The organism is Flavobacterium gillisiae (genome assembly GCF_900107635.1).
Taxonomy (GTDB): Bacteria; Bacteroidota; Bacteroidia; order Flavobacteriales; family Flavobacteriaceae; genus Flavobacterium; species Flavobacterium gillisiae.
In genome coordinates, this window is the sequence record NZ_FNRD01000012.1 from 17,604 (window position 1) to 36,307 (window position 18,704).

At 33.7% G+C, this 18,704-nt stretch carries 12 protein-coding genes; 4 read left to right on the forward strand and 8 right to left on the reverse strand.

The annotated features are described in order from the left end of the window. Window positions 1-49: 49 nt before the first annotated feature. Both nagA and nagB (BLV35_RS15200) read left to right on the forward strand, forming a co-directional pair. Window positions 50-1,174, forward strand: coding sequence for an N-acetylglucosamine-6-phosphate deacetylase (nagA, locus tag BLV35_RS15195; protein ID WP_091092181.1), 1,125 nt, complete (start codon window positions 50-52; stop codon window positions 1,172-1,174). Between the two features lie 79 nt (window positions 1,175-1,253). After that, complete coding sequence (nagB, locus tag BLV35_RS15200; protein WP_091092183.1) at window positions 1,254-3,191, forward strand: glucosamine-6-phosphate deaminase; 1,938 nt, start codon at window positions 1,254-1,256, stop codon at window positions 3,189-3,191. 731 nt (window positions 3,192-3,922) lie between these two features. Here the strand turns inward: nagB (BLV35_RS15200) and BLV35_RS15210 are convergent. From BLV35_RS15210 to BLV35_RS15240, 7 genes are all read right to left on the reverse strand, one after another. Next, on the reverse strand, window positions 3,923-4,588 hold the full coding sequence (locus BLV35_RS15210) for an IS6 family transposase (RefSeq protein WP_091092188.1): 666 nt from the start codon (window positions 4,586-4,588) through the stop codon (window positions 3,923-3,925). A gap of 292 nt (window positions 4,589-4,880) precedes the next feature. After that, window positions 4,881-6,947: a glycoside hydrolase domain-containing protein gene (locus BLV35_RS15215; RefSeq protein ID WP_091092191.1), complete on the reverse strand. Its 2,067-nt coding sequence runs from the start codon at window positions 6,945-6,947 to the stop codon at window positions 4,881-4,883. Between the two features lie 9 nt (window positions 6,948-6,956). Beyond that, window positions 6,957-8,219, reverse strand: a complete 1,263-nt coding sequence (locus BLV35_RS15220; protein WP_091092193.1) for a YdcF family protein — start codon at window positions 8,217-8,219, stop codon at window positions 6,957-6,959. 54 nt (window positions 8,220-8,273) lie between these two features. After that, window positions 8,274-9,938, reverse strand: coding sequence for a RagB/SusD family nutrient uptake outer membrane protein (locus BLV35_RS15225; RefSeq protein WP_091092372.1), 1,665 nt, complete (start codon window positions 9,936-9,938; stop codon window positions 8,274-8,276). 11 nt (window positions 9,939-9,949) lie between these two features. Beyond that, a complete protein-coding gene (locus BLV35_RS15230) occupies window positions 9,950-13,342 on the reverse strand; it encodes a SusC/RagA family TonB-linked outer membrane protein (protein ID WP_245712079.1) in 3,393 nt (1,130 codons plus the stop codon). An 85-nt stretch (window positions 13,343-13,427) separates the two neighbouring features. Beyond that, window positions 13,428-14,027 (reverse strand): sigma-70 family RNA polymerase sigma factor, encoded by a 600-nt coding sequence (locus BLV35_RS15235; RefSeq protein ID WP_091092196.1) that lies wholly within the window; start codon window positions 14,025-14,027, stop codon window positions 13,428-13,430. Beyond that, on the reverse strand, window positions 14,017-14,961 hold the full coding sequence (locus BLV35_RS15240; RefSeq protein WP_245712080.1) for a FecR family protein: 945 nt from the start codon (window positions 14,959-14,961) through the stop codon (window positions 14,017-14,019). Before BLV35_RS15240 ends, BLV35_RS15235 begins: the two co-directional genes overlap by 11 nt. A 199-nt stretch (window positions 14,962-15,160) precedes the next feature. Between BLV35_RS15240 and BLV35_RS19310 the strand changes: the two genes are divergently transcribed. Then, window positions 15,161-15,313 carry a hypothetical protein gene (locus BLV35_RS19310; protein ID WP_176980632.1) on the forward strand — a complete coding sequence of 51 codons (153 nt, stop codon included), beginning with the start codon at window positions 15,161-15,163 and terminating at the stop codon, window positions 15,311-15,313. Window positions 15,314-16,026: 713 nt separating this feature from the next. Beyond that, window positions 16,027-16,497 (forward strand): JAB domain-containing protein, encoded by a 471-nt coding sequence (locus BLV35_RS15245; RefSeq protein WP_091092199.1) that lies wholly within the window; start codon window positions 16,027-16,029, stop codon window positions 16,495-16,497. 266 nt (window positions 16,498-16,763) lie between these two features. On the opposite strand, the gene nagB (BLV35_RS15250) is transcribed toward BLV35_RS15245, so the two are convergent. After that, window positions 16,764-18,692 (reverse strand): glucosamine-6-phosphate deaminase, encoded by a 1,929-nt coding sequence (gene nagB / locus BLV35_RS15250; RefSeq protein ID WP_091092201.1) that lies wholly within the window; start codon window positions 18,690-18,692, stop codon window positions 16,764-16,766. Window positions 18,693-18,704 lie beyond the last annotated feature (12 nt).

The window sequence follows — 18,704 nt, forward strand, 5'->3', positions numbered from 1 at the left end:
TAACAAAACAGAGAGCTGTTAATTTATATACTAAATAAAAACTTTAGCAATGAAACAAGCAATTGTAAACGGAACAGTCCATACCGGTGATGAAATACTGAATAATCAAATTGTCATTATCAAAAACGGCATTATCCTTTCGGTTCAAAAAGAAGTACCAAATGATATTCCAACAATTGATCTAAAAGGCAAGCATATTGCCGCCGGTTTTATTGACATTCAAATAAATGGTGGAGAGCAATTTAATTTTAGTCAATTTCCAACTCAAGAAACCATACAAGATATACATGATTCCAGCTTAAAATACGGCACTACCCATACACTTCCTTGTTTAATATCTGCATCAAACGAATCGATCCATCAAGGAATTGAAGCCATCCGTAATTATATAGAAAAATATAAAAACGGAGTATTGGGAATGCATTTAGAAGGGCCTTTTTTAAATCCTTTAAAACGCGGTGCCCATAGTATTAAACAAGTTCGAAAGCCATCGGATACTGAATTAGAAGAAATCATTCGTTATGGAAAAGACGTTATAAAAGTAATAACTATTGCCCCCGAATGTTTCACCGAGGATCAATTAGACATGCTGTTAGAAAGCGGCATTGTCATTTCGGCAGGACATTCAACCATGACTTACGATCAAGCACAATATTACTTTTCCAAAGGAATCAAACTAGTTACCCATCTATTCAACGCCATGACACAATTTAGTCACCGCGAACCCGGTTTAGTAGGTGCCTCTTTTGAAAACGAGTCCGTTTACACTCCAATTATTTTGGACGGCGCACATTGTGACTATGCCGCTGCAAGACTGGCTTACAAATTAAAGAAAGACAAATTTTTCTTAATTAGTGACGCTACATTTTTAGGACGAAAAGTCACTAATTTCAAATGGGATAGTTTCGATGCACACCTAGAAAATGGATTTTATAGAAATGACGAAGGTAATATAGCAGGCGCAAGTATTTCAATGGAAGAAGCGGTACAAAACGCTTATAAACACTTGAGGGTAACAGCTGACGAAGCAATCAAAATGGCTACTTCAAGGGTTGCTAGTGCAATCAATATGAAAAATGAAATTGGAAAAATAAAACCTGGATTTCCTGCTAGTTTTGTTCAGTTCAATGATGATTTATCAATAATTGAAACTTTGAAATTTAACCCAAATTAAAATATATTTTAGGAGTATTAATGAACGTCTAAAAGCAATATTAAAAAAAAACTATATAAATAACTAAAACAAACAACAGATGACTACCACATTAGAAATAAAAGCAGACATTAGTTACAAAAGTCCTGGCAAATTTGAAGAAACTAGATTTGAAAAAATTCACAATGAAATTTTTAAAAATTCAGCAGAAGCTTCTATAATTGTTGCCCAAGAAATAGCTCAATTAATTAAATCCAAACAAAAAGAAAACAAATCCTGTATTCTTGGTTTGGCTACAGGGTCCTCTCCTATAAAAGTATATAATGAATTAGTCCGAATGCATAAAGAGGAAGGACTTAGTTTTAAGAACGTAATAACTTTTAATTTAGATGAATACTATCCAATGCCAAAAGAAAGCAATCAAAGCTATCACTATTTTATGCATCAACATCTTTTTAATCATATAGATATTAACCCCGACAATATAAACATTCCTGATGGTACTATTTCTATCCAACAATTGAATCAATATTGTTTAGACTATGAAAAAAAAATCACAAATGCCGGAGGACTTGATTTTCAATTGCTGGGAATTGGTCGCACAGGTCATGTAGGTTTTAATGAACCTGGCTCACATATCAATTCCGGCACGCGAATTATCACCTTAGATCACATTACAAAAGTAGATGCGTCTGGTGATTTTAACGGTATAGGTAATGTCCCAAAAAGAGCGATCACAATGGGGGTCTCTACAATCTTGAGATCTAAAAGAATTGTTTTGATGGCTTGGGGCCAAAATAAAGCCGATATAATAAAAAGAACTATCCAAGGAGATGTAAGCTCGGAAATTCCTGCCACTTTTTTACAAAATCATACTAATACCACTTTCATTTTAGACCAATCTGCTTCCTCAGAATTAACAAGGTTTAAAACTCCATGGTTGGTTGGAGAATGTATTTGGACTCAAGAATTAAAAAGTAAAGCAATTGTTTGGCTTTGCCAAAATACAAATCAGTCGATCTTAAAATTAACCGATCGTGATTACAATAACAATGGAATGTCGGATCTTTTGGCTTCTGGAACTTCAGCTTATGATTTGAATATTAATATGTTTAATGTATTACAACATACCATAACAGGATGGCCTGGTGGAAAACCAAACACGGATGATTCCAATAGACCCGAAAGAGCTAATCCAGCCAAGAAAAGAGTCATTCTATTCAGTCCCCATCCTGATGATGATGTGATTTCTATGGGAGGTACATTTGCCAAATTAATTAAACAAGGCCATGAGGTTCATGTAGTATATCAAACTTCAGGAAATATAGCTGTTACAGATGATGAAGCCTTAAAATTTGCAGAAGTTTGCAATGATTTCATGGATGAATCAACTAGTGAAATCAATTTCACATCAGTTATCAGCTTTATAAATGCTAAAAACCAAGGTGAAATTGATTCTGCAGAGGTTCGTAAACTAAAGGGACTTATACGCAGACGTGAGTCTTACGCAGCTACAAGATACATTGGATTAAAAGATGAAAATACACATTTTTTAGATCTTCCTTTTTATGAAACTGGCTTGGTACAAAAGAATCCACTGGGATCGACTGATATAGCAATCGTGAAAGACATCATCGCCAAAATAAAACCACATCAGGTTTTTGCCGCCGGAGACTTAGCTGATCCACATGGTACTCATGAAGTTTGCTTGAATGCCATATTTGCCGCAATGGCCCAATTAAAATCGGAACCTTACATGAATGATTGCTGGTTATGGTTATATAGAGGCGCTTGGCATGAATGGGATATTCATGAAATTGATATGGCAGTGCCATTAAGTCCAGATGAAGTCTTATTAAAAAGACACGCCATCTTGTATCATCAGTCGCAAAAAGATAGAGTAATGTTCCAAGGAAATGACTCTAGGGAATTTTGGGTAAGAGCAGAGGATCGTAATAAGAATACTGCAAAACTATATGATGATCTAGGTCTGGCCGAATACGAAGCAATCGAAGCTTTTAAGCGTTTTGAATATTAAAGTTATATGTATATCCAAGGCTAAAAATTGAACAAGTTGAACCTTTAATTATTGGCAAGTAACTTTATTTAACCTCAGCAAATTTTGAACTTTACTAGGCTAATAACTTGTTCAATCATCGGTTCATTTACATGTTCATTTTTCAGTTTGGTTCATCCATGAAAATATTGTAATAAATCTGCAATATTTTGTATATTTAGTCAACACAAATTGATAGAATACATTACGATAAAAAAGGGGGATGATTTCGGTTAGCCAATTATAATTTATATTTTAAAATACTGCCTATAAGCGACATATGGAGATTTGTAAAACCCCTCTTACTCCGCCACTTTTAAATAAAAACCCCTTGTAAATTAAACACTTACAAGGGTTTTTTATTTATGGTGGTCGGTATAGTTGTCGTTTGAAGTTGTTTTGAGGATTTTATAGCTTTCTATAAAACTCTTCTCTCACAGGATATCTTGTGTTTTTTTCAAAAATTTTTGTGAAATTCAAAACATAATTATCAAATCCTATCATTTTCAAAATTAAAATATTCAATAGTGTATATAATCTGACACTGGCATAGTAAAGGTCATTATCTTTTAATTCAATCGAGCGATTTGCGCCTAGTTTTTTAAAATCTGGAACTCTTTCATGCAAAAAGTCGTTTCGTGCTGAAATAACCTTCAAATTTTGGTTCTGTCGCATCTGCCATATAAATCCAAGAGAAATCAGCGACCCGATAATTATGCAGCCAATTTGCAAAACGATTTGAACATACTTGTGCCTGGCTTAAGCATCTGATTCTTTCTCAACATGTGCACCACTTCAATTCCTCCTAAGGTTCTTTTGGCGGACTCAAAACTTTTAAAACCCAAACCGTTTTGTATCCGCCATTTTATAAAACGATGATCCTGCTCAACAATATTATTGAGATATTTACATTGTCCAATCTTTATATTCGAAAATGATCGTTTGTTGTAAACCCGCATTGCGCTGATGTTAGAGCCGCTTTTGTCTATATTTATTACCGTTGGCCGGCAATTATTATTTATTGCTTTAATTAGGAATGACTGTGCACTCATTCTTTGTCTTCTTTTGGTCAGAAGAAAATCCACCGTATTACCCAACTTATCAACAGCCCGATATAAGTAACACCAGATACCTTTTACCTTTATATAAGTTTCATCCATTCGCCAGCTGGCGCCTACTCTGTTCTTTCTCTTTTTGATTTGTGATTCAATCAAAGGTGCAAATTTAAACACCCAACGCTGAATCGTAGCATGATCAACTGCTATATCACGCATTTTCATTATTTCCTCAACATCACTGTAACTCAATGCAAATCTCAATTTGAAATAAACGGCCTGAAGAATAATAGCTTTGGGATAACAATGTCCTTTGGTATTCATTTAATATATTTTGAAGCTCTAAAGATAATAGTTATTAAAAAGACACGACAGAACCTGAATTAGTATCAATAGAAGAGTTCTGCCAGTACACAAGCCTAAAAATTGAACAGGTTACACCTTTGATTATTGGATAGAAATTGTTTTAAACCTTTTAAAATAATTAACCTGAATAGCTATTCCAATTTATAAGCAAAAACGAGAAGCTGGACTTTCAACTCGGCTTCTCGTTTTATGGGGTAAAGGATATTAAGCGAAAAAAAATCACTGATACCTAATTTATTAATCAATTGTATTACTCTGTTTTTGAAATCCACTGATCCTCAATTCCCCACTTTTTATTAGGCAAAGCAGCAGTTTCGATTATTAAGGTCCCACCATTACTAATCTCTTCCTGCGTCAACCAATTCCTAAACAAAGGCTGCCCATTTAAATTAGCCGATTGAATGTAAAAGTAATCTTTATTATAATTGCGAACTTCAATGTGAAATGACTTTCCGTTTTCCCAATTTAAATCTACTTTCTTAAAGATAGGAGCGGTCAAATAATAAATGGGACTACCAATATTTGCTGGTGACAGCCCTAAACTTCGCATCACAAACCAGGAGGACATTGTACCTGCATCATCATCCATAGTACGTACATAAGCTTGGGGTTCATTCTTATAAATCCTTCCAATATAGGAACCTACTCCTTTACTATTGTCATTAAAATAAGCCTGTACTACGGTATCTAACATAATATTCCGAAACAGTTTTTGAGATTTCCAAGGTTGTGAACTCGAGTTATACAAACCAGGAACTTGTAGGTCTGGTTGATTCGCATGATTGTAATTATCCTCTGCAAAAAATTGATCTAATTGCTTTAAAAATAAATCTTCACCTCCTATTAAGTTTTTTAGACCCAACACATCAAAAGGAACAAACCAGCGATATTGCCAAACGGTGCCTTGATACATTCCACGAGCGGGCATTTTATCTAGATCTCCTTTAGATAAATCGGCAAAATCTTTTTTCCAATAATTTTTATATTTTAAAGCCTTATTCAAATATTGGGCACTTAACATAGAATCTTTGGTGATTTTCAGGACTTCAGAAAGTGCCCAACAGTCATAAGAAGATTCCAAAGCTTTGTCAGGCGAATTGTATTCCAATCGGTCTACTTCTGCGATAAGGGAATCTTTGATGGAATTAAAATCTACAGGAAACCCTTTTTTATAACCGTCCAATAAAACAACAATCGCATGCTCCGTGCGGACTGTAGGCGAGGACTCATGTTTGGTAGCCCAATTATTCTTGCCATACGGATACAAGTTTGCAATAGACTTCACTATGGGACCAAAACGTTCCGGATAAGCCAATGATAGCATGGGTAATTGTTCTCGATAATTATCCCAAATAGCCCAACCGTTGTATATTGGGCTATTTGATTTTTGAATAGAACCGTCGATGGCTTTGTAGCTTCCATCCGATTCTGAAACTAAAAATGGCGCCTGCAATCCCCGGTATAAAAGAGAATAGAATAAATCTTCTCTATCTTTTTCGCCAGTCACTTCTATTCTGGTTAAAAAATGATTCCAGTCAATTGCTGTTTGTGCAGCCAACTTTTCCAAGGGAATCGCTTCTCTTTTAGCTTTGGCGTAAGCTGTACTAACGGAGGAGAAACCAACACGAACTTCCATTTCGGTAGTGTCAGCAAGGCCAGAAATAAGATACTTATGTTCCGAAATTGGAGTTATTGTTGCCAAATTAGAGATCTCTAAAACATAATAAATACGATAAATCCCCTTATCGCAAGTGGTTTGGGTGTCAATCCAGCCGCTTATAGTATTTCTATCAACTTCATGCTCTTCGGCAACAAATCGATTAACAAAAGCATGGGACAAATCAATAAAAAGCCCTGCTCCTTTTTTCGGAAATTCATAATGATGAATTCCAAAATTATGTTTTACACTCATTTGGGCTATAATCCCATTCTTAAATGCTACTCCATAAAAACCTGGGGAAGCTGATTCTTGTTTTTTGATTAATGGTGCACTCACATCACCATCAAAAATAGGTTTAATAAGCAAATTTCCTCCAGTTCCCATACAGCCTACTCCTTCGATACGGCTGTGGGTAAATCCCAAAAATTCCTTGGCCAAATGTTCGTAACCGGCATGAATATGAGGATAGGTTTGGGGGCCAATACTCATCATATTAAAAGGAGAAGATGCCGAAGGCGACATTTGTCCATGATCTCCAGAAGTACCTAAAAATACATTTACCTTTTCAACTGGTGATTGCTCTTTTGTAGCATTTTTTTTCAAAGACTGGCATGCAACTGTAATAAAAACAAGTAATATAACTAATATTCTTTTCATGATATCAATTTATGGATCTAAAGGGTCGATTGGGTTTTGATGCAAAGATTCGATTTTTGGTAAAAACTCTATTGTAGTAGAATTAAGTCTCTTTAGAATAATGGCAGGTAAATAACCTAATTCTTCAATACAACGCGCATTAAAATTGGGGCTTCCTACATAATCACTATGACTAACATTCGTAATTACAATACTTTTTTTGTTAGTTGGCATTTGATAAGCAAACATCATTCTACTGACATTACGTAAATTTGTTGTGGTATGTCTGGCAAAAGGATCAATAAGGATGTTTTCTTCGGGAATATGATACACAGTCATCAATTCTTTTTTCATTTCAATAGCCTCACAATAGGGAGCTCTAAAAGGATGAGCATGACCTCCAGAAACAATAATCAAAGGGGCTTTCTTAGCTTCATATTCTAATACTCCTAATTGTATGTTTAGTTTTCCTATGGCGGACAATCGGTCTTGATAATTCTCCGGTCCGTTTCCCAAAATTAAAATAGAAGCATAATCTAAAGCATTGAAATTTATTTGCTTTATATGATCAATTGCTTTTTTGTTCTCTTTTTCCTCTAACGGTTCGTAACGCGCCACCTCATCACGATGGTTCATGTACAAAAGTGACAAACTAAAATCCAGACTTTCTTGAAAAAATAAAGTATTCAATTTAGGTTTTCTATTGTGAAGCATATCAGACCACATAAAAACAGATCCTTTATAAAATTTAGACTTTACATCATAAGAAACAGAATCTATTGTAGCATACTGAGGGGCTTCTCCAATTCCATAAACATTCATAATCCGATTCATTCCTCGAGAACAAATTTGCCACGCTTTTAGCAGTAATTCGGTATCGGTATCGTTTTTAAAATTTTCATATTTACCAGAAGAACGCAAATTATTTTTCACAAAATCTTGTAGTTCCATTTTACTTTTCATCAAAATTTGAAGTTCATTTTCAATACTTTTGAGTTCTTTTTCTTTAATTTGATAGGCACTAATCAAGCAGGAAAGGCTGTCTTTGCAAGAGCTCAGCTTGGAACTTATCTCTTGTTGCTGTTTATTAAAAATGCTTTTTAAAACACTATTGTTTTCTAGAAGTTGTCTAACTGCTTTATCGTTTTGAATGGCTGTCAGCAAATAAAAATTCTTATCCTGTACCAAGGAAGAAGTTATGGATGCTTTATAATTCAGATCAAATCCTTTGACTTCTTGGCTATAGCCTGAAATACATGCAAGTGTAATTAATATGTAAATTAGTTTTTTCATCTTTTTTATATAAAAATTAGGCAATCGATAAGATTACCTAACTTTATTTTGTTTTTAATAACCATTATTCTGAGTAACCATTCCTATAGGTAATCCATCTATATATCTTTGTGGTATTGGAAAATATTCGTTTTTCCCTTTGATAAACACCGCATTAGTTAGATGTGTTCTTTTGGTTTTTTCAATCAAAAGATACGCATTTAAAACAGTATCTGCCTCTCCCCATCGAACTAGGTTAAAGAATCGATGCCCTTCCATTGCTGTTTCCAAACGAGTTTCTAAATGTACTGCAGTTTTAGCCATAACTTTACTTGTCCATACTGTGCTATACGGCGCTATAGTATAGTTAGCAGCATTGGCACTTCCGTCTAAAGTTTTTACAAAGGCAGTATTAGCTGCACGATTTCGAATTTGATTTACTAACGTTCTCGCTTCTTCTAATTTCCCTATTTCAACGGCTGCCTCCGCTCTCCATAAAACGACCTCCGCATAACGGATAATGTAATAATTTAATGCATTTACGTATGGCCAAACCGTAACATAATAAGGTGACTTTGCTGAAACTATGCGCTTCTTTGGGGAAAATGAACCATAAGTAGCCAAATCTCTAGCCCAAGTATCCTGATATAAAATACCCAAATCTTTGTATGGTATTCCTGGACGACCAACGGTAATGTCCAAACGAGGATCTACATTATCACTAGCAACAACGTTTACATTATTTTCTAAGGGTAAACCTGAAGCATCTGTTTTAAAAGCGTTCACTAGATTCTGTGAAGGACGGTGAAAACCATATTGAGAATAAAATGGGCCTCCTGGAGCAGTCAATCTATCGCCGATACTCCCATTATAATTACTAGGCTGTCCATCATTTACCGAATGTTGAACTGCAAAAATAATTTCCTTATTATTATCATTCTCTGGTAAAAACACTTGTTGAAAATCCGTCAATAAACCATAATTACTACTCATTATTTCAGTAGTAGCGTCATAAGCCAGTTGCCATTTACTTTCAAATAAATAACATTTTGCCAAATAAGCTTTAGCAGCTATTTTAGTTGGTCGTCCCAGTTCACTTTGCGTCTCTGGAAGATTGGCATAAGCTTCCTGAAAATCTGTTTCAATTTTAGTCCAAATCTCATCTGAAGAAAAGGTGGTATTTGATTTTGCATAATCAGCAACGGTTGTAGCCGTTTCATCGATATAAGGAATGTGATTGTATATCTTTTTTAATTCAAAATAAAAGTGGCCTCTCAAAAAACGTAATTCAGCCATTCTCTTCACTTTTAAAGAAGCTTCAAAATCAGTCGAAGCGTTTAACAATCGCATGGCTTCATTAGAACGCTTTACACCTTCATAAAGTGCCTTCCATTTACGTTCAATATCTACAGTAGTTGCATTTTCATTGTAAATCTCCATTTGGTGAATGTTATTCTGATCACCTGTTCCGCCACCACCTTTATAACTATCATCAGACGTTATGTCTCCAAAACTAAAATTAGAGTCGGGAGAATTATAAGCATTACTAGCCCCATCTATTTGACCGTTCAGAACACTATAGGCCGATATTATAGCACGTTCTACATTTGCAGGCTTTGTCATTTCAGAAGGATCAACTTCACCGTATGTAACCTCCTCTAAAAAATCATTAGAACATGAACTCATCTGTAGGCATAAAGCCAATAGGAAAACTGTTTTTATTGTGTTTTTTATTCGCATCATTTTTAAATTTAAAAGTTTAAATTACAACCAAAAGTAAATGTTCTTGAAGGTGGATAAATCCCTCTATCAATACCTATATCAAGATTTCTATTACTTGAAGAATAACTTTGTAGACCTATTTGAGGGGTCATTCCACTATATTTTGTTATAGTAAAAACATTACTAGCCTGCCCATATAAACGCAATTTCATTCCAGCTAAAGCTTGCGAAGGAAAAGTATAGCCTAATTGTAAATTGTTTAATTTGAAATAAGAACCGTCTTCAACATAATAGGAAGAAGCACGAATGTTGTTGTTTCTATCGTCCAGTGACAATCTTGGAATAGTAGAATTTGGATTATCAACCGTCCAAGCATCTAATAAAGCAACATCTTTATTATAGGCTGCTTGATTGAAAAAATGGGTTTTGTACTTGGTTAGATTATAGATATCATTTCCAAAACTTCCGTTAAAAAACATTCCTAAATCAAACTGTTTGTATTTAAGGTTGATATTGAAACCAAGCATCAAATCAGGATGTGGAGAACCAATAAAAGTCCTGTCTTTACTATCAATTACTCCATCACCGTTGACATCTTTAAACTTAAGGTCTCCAGCTTGTGCATTAGGTTGCAAACCATAATCTGAAACTTCTTGTTGACTTTGAAATAAACCTTCAGAAACATAGCCATAAAAAGATCCAATAGGTTCTCCAACTGCACTTCTAGATATTTCCTGATCAAAATTAACTGTATGCAAAGAAGAACTAGGAATCCCTAAATAAGCTACGCTATTTAAAGCCGTCAATTCATTTTTATAGCCCGTCAAATTCAAAGCAAGGTCATAGGAGAAATTACTTATTTTATCAGCAAAATTTAAATCTAGTTCATAACCATGATTTTTCATTTGCCCGTCATTAATCCATTGTCCATCATTAGTGCCTCCATAGGTTAGTGGAACCACATTATAAACAAGAATATCATTTGTTTCTTTATTGTAATATTCTGCGGTAATATTTAATTTATCATTAAAAAAACCTAGATCAACTCCAATTGTTCTCTGAGTAGTTGTTTCCCAGGATAAATCAGCATTAGAAACGCGTGTTTGTGTTAATCCTGTGGCTGTCACATTTTGACCGCCACCAATAGCATAATCAGAATAATTATTGTTATTAAAATAGCTATCTACAGTAGAATAAGAAGGTAGCTGTTGATTTCCTGTTTGTCCCCAACTTGCACGCAGTAAAAACGAACTGAATTTATCTCCAAAATCAAAGAAATCTTCCTTGTCAATTCTCCAGCCTCCAGAAACTGCTGGAAAAGTACCCCAATTGTTATTGGCTAATCTCGAAGTCCCATCCCTTCGAACAGTAGCACTTAATAGATATTTTTGATTAAAATTATAATTTACTCTACCAAAATAGGAGTTCAAAGCCCATTCGTTTGCAGTCCCAGTGTTTAATTGGTTTTCAGTACCATAACTTAAATATCTGAAATTTGGATCTTCATAAAGGAAGTTTTGACGAGAAGCTCCAAATCCTTCGTAATAATATTTAATAGCTTCATGTCCCAAAAGAAAGTCTAGATTATGACTACCAATCTGTTTCTTATAATTTAAGGTATTTGAAATTGTTAATTGATAATTAAAACTATTGTTAGTGGTTAATGAGTTTTTCACATTTTGCGAAAGAATTTCATTGTAAACAGGTGAAAAACCTCTGTAATTATAATTCTCAAAATCCAATCCTAAAGAGGTTTTAACAGTGATATCACTGATCTTAGCACTAATAAATACATTCCCTAAGGCTTGAATTCGTTTTTGCTTATTGTCTTTGGCACGAGTTAAATTCCCAAGAGGATTTGCAATATCATTGATTGGATTTCCAGCAAAATCTCCATTATTATCATAAACGGGAATAATAGAAGGGAATTGCAATGCATCATAAACGATACTTCCCAAAGCACTATTCGTTCCTGTTGCTACTTGCTCAGTATACGAAGACGTAAAGTTTTCACCAATAGTCAAAAAGTCTTTAATGGTATAACTGGAATTAAATCGAGCAGAAAAACGTTCAAATCCGGTATGCTTTATAGTTCCTTCCTGATTAAAATAACCAAGAGAGAAAGCGTGTTGGCCTTTTTCATCCCCTTTTGACAGCGATAAATTATATGAATGAACAGCGGCAGGCTGCATAATTTCATTAATCCATTTTACATCATCACTGGGAATGGTTTTACTAGAATTAAGATACTCAGGAATTGTAGGTGAATTAAGATTGCTTCCGTAGATCCCACTTGCTGGTACTTTTCCATCATTCTTTGTGGCTTGCCAAAGTAGATCACCATATTGTTGTGCATTCAGCAGATTAGGCAAATTAAAGGCCGATTGAACACCAGAATACCCATCAAATTGTATTTCGGTTTTACCATTTTTTCCCCCTTTTTTTATTGTTATAACGACAACTCCGTTAGCAGCACGAGAACCATAAATAGAAGAAGATGCAGCATCCTTTAATACTTGAAGAGTTTCAATGTCTGCTGAATTAATACCATTTAATCCATTTGAAGCTGGAACCCCATCTATAATTACTAATGGATCATTATTGTTAATGGTACTAAAGCCTCGTACACGAATAGAAGAACCTCCTCCTGGGCTGTTATCACTCATGATTTGAACACCAGGTAAGCGACCTTCAAGCATTTCAACTACATTAGCCTTTGGTTGAGATTTAATATCTTTCATTTTTACAGTAGAAATAGAAGCAGTAACATTTCTTCTTTGTTCTGTACCATATCCCACAACTACAACCTCGTCTAACTGAGAAGTTGATTCAGAAAGAATTACTTTAATTTCTGTCTTATTCTCAATATTGATTATTTTAGTTTCAAATCCCATATAACTAATGGATAAACTGCTCGTGCTTTCAGGGACATTAATCGTAAATTTCCCGTCAAAATCAGTAGTGGTTGCTATTGCAGTTCCTACTGCAAAAACAGATGCTCCAGGAATAGGCAAATTAGAACTATCTAAAACTACTCCAATAATTTTTCTGTTTTCTTGAGTCTTATTTTGATTTGAATTACCAAGTTCTTTTACTAAAATCCCGTTTTTAGTTATCTTAAAATCAAGACTCACCTTCGTTTTTAAAACATCTAATACTTGATTTAAATCCTGATTACTCGTCGTAATAGAAATTTTTTCTTGAAGAAATTTCTGGTCTGACATATAAATGAACTTTTTGTCAATTTGCTGCTCTATTAGAGAAAAGATTTGTTTTATGGAAACATCTTTTAGATTCAAATTAATTTTCTCGTTTGCAGCTATATTTTCTACGGCTTCATTCATTATTGGAGTATTAGAATAAATAGTCCCAATACCCAACTGAAGACATAATGATAAGGTTAGAATAATTTTTTGTTTCATTTTATCTGTGATTACTTAATGTTGTTTTTAACAAACTAGAACTGATTTTAAAAAAGTTAGTTTTTCTACTAATTATTAAATAGAGTTAAATAACTCTATCTTTTTTATGAGATTCCAAAGCCTTACTAATATATTTGAGTGCAATAGCTATATGATTTTCAACCGTTTTAGGGGTGACGTTTAGAATCACGGAAATTTCTTTATATTTTAATCCGTCTATTCTACTGAGTTCAAAAGCTTGCCGTGACTTTTTAGGAATAACATCTAATATTTCACGTATCAAATTGGTATTAATTTCCTTCTCTTCATTTTCAATAATCTCCTGCTCTCTACTGGGAGAAAACATTGTATTATTAGTTTTACTTTCATCGATTTGTTGATGAAACTGCTCTGATTTCCGTACTGTTTTTAAACTGTTTTTTACTACTACATAGATATAGGATTTAGGATTTTTAATTTTATCAAGAATATTTCTACTGTTCCACAACTGAATAAAAATATCAGCTACTTTTTCTTCTACAAGACAAGAATTCGATTCATAACTCAATCCAAAACGACACAAAGGAGTGTAATACCTATTAAAGAAAAGTTCCATTGCCTCGTATTGACCATTTCGAATTTGCTGAAATAAATAATCGTCTGAAAAGCAATCACTATTGCCCATTTTTATTTGGTTAATGTTCATGATATTTTGCTATTTCGAAATTGTTTTGAATAGTTTTGGTTATACTCACATCTAAAATAAATTCTAGAGAAGTTATAAAGTCATCAATAGACTGATTCTTGAAAGCACCTTTAATATGCATATTTGCAATTACATCATCCTTAATTACAAAATTCACCCCATAGAATTGATTAATTTTAGGAAGAGCATCTTCAATTTTCACATCGTCGAGTAGAAGGATATTATCTTTCCAAGCTAAAATTTTATTCACATTAAAATTTCTTTTAATGACACACTTTGTCTTAGCATTCCATACCAATTCTTCATTTGGCAGTAGGTTAATTTCATCCTTACTTTCTTTCAATAGTACATTGACCTTTCCCTTTGATAATGAAATTGTTTGGTTAATTGCACTGCCATTAACATTAAATTCTGTACCTAAAACTTTCACATCAAAATCATTAGTATGGACGGTAAAAGGGGAATTAATATTCTTTGTAACTTTGAAGAAAGCTTCTCCTTTTAACCATATATCCCTCTGCTTTCCAAAATCGCTAGAGTATTTAACTTCACTTCCCGAGTTTAAGATAACGGTACTGCTATCTGGTAGCGTAAAAGTGAGTCGCTCCCCTTTAGAAGCAGTTTTATGATTGTAATAATGTGAATTTGGTATTGTAACAAAATAAAAAAATGTGCAAAAGACAAAAAGTAAAGCAGTAGAAAGAAGTACCTTATAATTTAATGACCCCTTTACCGATTTTTCCTTTACTGGTTTGTTATGTTTTTTAATAATTTGTCCAAAAGAAGTAGTTGTTTTGGTTAATTTACTATTGGGATAATTAATCCAGACTGTTTTAAAATTTTCAAAAACAGCAAATAGATCATCATCCAAAGACAATTCGATTTCAAATACAGATCGCTCTGCTTTTGACATTTCATTGGCAAGATACCTCACACATTTTTTTTCCTTCTGATTAACATTCAACATAAATATTTTCCTTTACTTATAGGAGTCCAAATAAAAGAAATACCCCTAGTTTTCAATACCATCAAATCGACACCATATTGTTAATGAATCGTTAATAGCCTATTTATAGTGGAAGTAAGTCCTTGCTTAGAAAATTATATTTTGATAAAACTATTAAATCTAAAAAGTGACTAAGAGCTTAAACCGTGATCCGTTAGAAATACAAACGGCTATCGACAAAGAATCGATTGTTGTAAACCATCAGGCGGGAACGGAACAAGCTCGAGAATGGGTTTGCAAGCATAGAGGAGCTTTGCCGGTACACAAGTCTAAAAATTGAACAGGTTACACCTTTGATTATTGGCTAATAACTTTATTTAACCTCATCAAATTTTGAACTTTATCAGTTCACAACTCATTCAACAACCAGTTCAAATTTTGACATTAAAGCTTTAATTATCATATAATTATTCGTATATTTAAGAGCTTTGAATTTATGATTTTTTGTATCAAATAAAGAGGTTTCGGTTGAGGTGTCACTTAAAGATTTTGGCTTCGCGAAGCCTTACTTTGCGGCACTTCACGAAGAAAAAAACAAGTCCCTCTTTCTCCGCTAAAGACGAAACCCTCAGTATTCACTGGGGGTTTCTGCATTTTATATCGGATTCACTTTTTCCGCAACATAGAGTTTCAAAAGAAAGTATAACATAAAAAAAGCCTTTAAATACTGGTATTTAAAGGCTTTTTTTATGTTATATAAATTTTCAAGATACAAATATACTATCAAAGCAAAGTGACCATATTAGTGACCATATTATATCTTTGTTTTTTAGAAAAATAGCACTTCTAAATTAGAAAAAATCCTCGTGGATATTCTATACTCACAAAACAATTAAATCAATTTGATTATTAATTTAAAACTCAAATTATGTAAAATTTCTTTTTCATCTCACATCAGAAAAAGAGAACAAATTTCAGCATACCGCCTATCGAATGATTCTCATCAACTTCATCACTGATCATTACTATTATTAATCTTTAATTATAGAAATCATGGAAAATCATGCTAAAAATCCAAATTGGGGTACTGTTTCAGAAATCCAACTGCATTACAAATCAAAAGTAAAAGCAGCAGAACGTCCTCTAATCACATCCTCTAAATCTGCCTACCAAATTGCTTTACAGATTTCGAATCCCAATACAATTGAATTCTTTGAGGAATTTAAAATCTTACTATTAAACAACAGTAACAAAGTACTAGGCCCCTATGAAATATCATCTGGAGGTATCACGGGAACCGTAGTAGATATAAGATTGATATTTGCTGCAGTTCTAAAAGCAAATGCTACTGAGATCATTATGATTCACAACCATCTCTCAGGTAAACTAATCGCCTCTGAAGCGGACAAACAAATTACTGCTAAGGTTAAAGCAGCCAGTAAAATTCTTAATATTCAATTATTAAATCATTTAATTATTACTCCAGAGAACTATTATTCATTTACTGATGAAGGGGCTTTATAGCCCCTTCAATTATAACATACGTATCAGATTGTGGTAAGCGTTCCTATTTTAAAGATCTATAATTTCTACAAATAATCCCATTTATATGTGGACTAGACACCTTAACGGTTCTATAATCTATCTAAAGTAATAGTAAAAAGAAACCTCGAAAGTGCACACTTCCGAGGTTTCAACCAAATAAAAAACCAAATTATTCTTTCTACTTCTTTTTTAAACACAAGAACAAATTAATTTTAATAACCCTAAATATTGTCTTAAATTAGATATTAAAAGTCCCATCTAACAAAAGCTTCCATAGCCGCATATTTAGAAAGTCCTAATTTATCATATAAGGCGGCCGTTTCTTTATTACGATCCTCTGCTCTTTGCCAAAATTCTCTGGCATCACTACCTTGAAAAACAACACCATCTTTTTGAGATTGATGTTTAAATATACCATGCCTTTTAGTTAAAACTTGGTCAGGACTCATTGGTACAGCCATTTCAATCTCATCAATTCCCCATTCTTGCCAAGCTCCTCTGTATAGCCATAACCAACAGTCTTTCATGTATTCTTTCGACTTAAGATTTTTCACTGCTTCAAAAACCGCGTCCAAACATACCTTATGCGTTCCGTGTGGATCTGCTAAGTCTCCCGCAGCATAAATCTGATGTGGTTTAATTTTATCGATTAGATCCATCGTTAATTGAATATCTTCCTGACCAATAGGATTCTTTTCGATCGTTCCTGTTTCATAAAAAGGTAATTCCATAAAATGAATTTGGCTATCCGCTAAACCTACATAGTGACTCGTTGATCGCGCCTCCCCTTTTCGAATTAAACCTTTTATGTAGCGAACCTCGGCAATATCTATTTCACTACTTTTTTTATTTTTAAGAAAATCAATTGATTTTTTAAAAATAACGTCAGCTTCAGGACTTTTAATTCCAAATTTTTCATTGTAATCACAAACAAAACTGGCAAATCGAAGCGCTTCATCGTCAGCAACAGCAATATTTCCAGACGTTTGATAGGCCACATGTACTTCATGCCCTTGGTTTTGAAGTCTCATAAATGTTCCTCCCATACTAATAATATCATCGTCAGGATGCGGGCTAAAAATAAGCACTCTTTTTCTAGCTGGTTCAGCACGTTCTGGTCTATCGCTATCATCAGCATTCGGCTTTCCTCCTGGCCAACCAGTGATGGTATGTTGTAATTTATTAAAAATATCGATATTTATATCATATGCAGGACCCGAGTCGGCTAATAAATCACTCATTCCATTCTCAATGTAATCTGCATCTGTCAACATCAAAATAGGTTTTTCTAAACTTAATGCCAACCCAAGAACAGCTTTTCTGATTAATTTGTCGGTCCAAACAATTTTTTCAACTAGCCACGGCGTATTAATTCTTGACAATTTTGAAGAAGCTTCTTTGTCTAAAATAAAAACAGCATTATTGTGTTCCTGTAAAAACGAAGCTGGAATTTGATTCGTAACAGTTCCTTCAACAGATTCTTTAATAATTTTTGCTTTGCCCTCACCCCAAGCCATTAAAATGACTTGTTTTGCCTCCATTATTTTTTTTACACCCAGCGTGATTGCTGTTCGTGGAGTATTACTCAATCCTGAAAAATCCTTACTTGCTGCGACTCTTGTAATGTGATCTAAAGCCACTAATCTAGTTTTAGAGTTTTGAAGTGAACCTGACTCATTAAAACCAATATGCCCATTTCCACCAATTCCTAATATTTGCAAATCTATTCCACCTAAGGCCTCAATTTTTTCTTCATAGTTTGCACAATAACCTGCTATTTCTTCTTTAGAAAGTGTTCCATCTGGTATATTATAGTTTTCTGGCAAAATATCAACCTTGTCTAATAATAATTCTTTCATAAATCTCACATAGCTATTTACAGAATTTGGTTCCATTGGATAATATTCATCTAAATTAAATGTGATTACGTTTTTAAAACTCAATCCTTCTTCTTTGTGCAAACGAACCAATTCAGCATACAAACCCTTTGGAGAAGAACCTGTTGCTAAACCCAAGATACAAGATTCGTTATTTTCTTGCTTACGCTTAATTAGAGAAGCAACTTGATTTGCAACGGCCTTAGAAGCTTCATTTGAATTTTCGAAAACGACCGTATTAATACTTTCAAATCTTTTTTCAAAATCTGTTGCTTTGTCTATAGTACTCTTTAGCATGATAGTTTATTT